The organism is Actinosynnema sp. NPDC023658 (assembly GCF_040639995.1).
In the GTDB taxonomy this organism is placed as follows: domain Bacteria; phylum Actinomycetota; class Actinomycetes; order Mycobacteriales; family Pseudonocardiaceae; genus Actinosynnema.
The window spans coordinates 1-1,728 of record NZ_JBFAAX010001112.1; the positions used below are offsets into that span (position 1 = coordinate 1).

At 73.9% G+C, this 1,728-nt stretch carries 2 protein-coding genes; both read left to right on the forward strand.

Annotated features, from left to right (window positions below; all coding sequences use genetic code 11):
• The coding region (locus AB0G02_RS38630; RefSeq protein ID WP_360805003.1) for a hypothetical protein at nt 1–739 on the forward strand (739 nt) is incomplete at its 5' end.
• A 95-nt stretch (nt 740–834) separates the two neighbouring features.
• On the forward strand, nt 835–1,728 hold an 894-nt coding region (locus tag AB0G02_RS38635), incomplete at its 3' end, for a transposase (RefSeq protein ID WP_360805006.1).

A 1,728-nucleotide genomic window follows, 5' to 3' on the forward strand; every position in this document is an offset into this window, starting at 1 on the left:
GGCGATGGCGCTCGGCGCACCGGTCTGCCTGCTCGTGGTGCTGGTGGCGGGCTTCGCGGCCGGGGAGGTCGGGGTGGCGCTGGTCGCCGCCGGGCTCGGCGCGGAGCTGCCCGCGTCGATCGCCTCCACCGGTCGCGTGGTGCTGGCCGTGCTGTTCGGAGTGCACGTGCTGCGCACCGGCCAGGCCTACAGCACGCGGGAGCTGCGCTGCGCCGAGTGCGCCGACGGCCGGGTGGCCGAGGAGCTGCTGGCGGGCTACCTCGACGTGGGTGGCCGCGAGCGGCTCGACCACGTGCTCGCAGTGTGGTCGGGATGGCTGGTCGAGCTGCGTCGCGCGCACCGGGCGTGGCCGGTCCTGCTCCACGCCCGGCCCTCCGAGCGCCGGTGCTGGCTGGAGGCGGTCGTGCTCATGCTCGACGTGGCGGCGCTGGCCGAGGCGATGGCGCCCGGCTGGGCGCCGCCCCACACCACCGCGGTGCTCGTCAACGGCACCGACTGCCTCACCGAGGCCCTCGCCGCCACCGGCGCGGAGTCGCCGCGCAGCACGATCAGCCTGCACGGCCGCGAGGCCCTGACGTTCGACGACACCGTGAGCCTGCTCACGGAGGCCGGGATGCGGGTCGAGCGCGACCCGGCCGACGCCTGGACCGAGTTCCAGGCACGTCGCACGCGTTACGCGCCGGCCGCGTCCGCGTTGGCCGAAAAACTGCACTACCTGGGTTTCGAGGAAAGGCGCTAACAGGTCCGCGGCCTCCCGGTGCACCCGGGAAAGCCCGGATCGGCCACCCGAACTGTTCGGGCGGTAACATGCGAAATTGGGGGATCGTAATGTCGATGGCTTTCCACGAACGCAACGTCCGTGCCGTCCGATTAGTGGAGGTGGACGCGCTCACCCAGTTCTGCCACGAATTGCTGGCCACCCTGCCGAGGTCCGACCAGCGCCGGTGGGGCGAGATCTACGTCCGCGGCCTGGTGTCGCTGCCGGGCCGGCGGTCGATCCGCCGGATGGCGGAGGCGATGGCGGGCTGGCGGGCGGAGCAGGGCCTGCAGCAGTTCGTCAACCAGAGCACCTGGCGGTGGGAGCCCATCCGCCTCAACCTGGCCCGGTACCTGGGCACGCTCTACCGGCCGCACGCCTGGGCGATCGGTGAGGCGGTGTTCCCGAAGAACGGCAACAGCTCGGTCGGCGTGGCCCGCCAGTTCGCCCCGTCGGCGGGCAAGCTGCTCAACTGCCAGCTCGGCCTCGCGCTGTTCCTCGTCGGTGAGGGCGAGGCCGCGCCGGTGAACTGGCGGCTGCTGCTGCCGCGCAACTGGGACGCCGACCCGGAGCTGCGCGCGAAGGCGCACGTGCCGGAGGGCGAACGCCGCCAGGAGCGCTGGCAGGCGGTGCTGTCGCTGGTGGACGAGCTCGTCGGTGACTGGGAGCTGCCGCCGCAGCCGGTCGTGGTCGACGCCCGGCACCTGGTGCACACCGAGCAGCTGCTCGCCGGCCTGGAGGAACGGCGGCTGCGCTACCTCGTCCAGGTGCCCTACGAGTCGGCCGCCGGCCTGTTCACCGACGCCGGGGTGCGCGACCGCGCACCGGGCGCGGTCGGCGGGCCCGCGTCCGCGACGAACTGGTGGGCCGAGCAGAACACCAGGCACCAGGCCTCGCGGTCCGTGGTGGAGTCGGTGCCGCCCCGGCCGGGCGGGGCCCAGGCCGGGCCGCGCCGCACGCGCAAGCTGCTC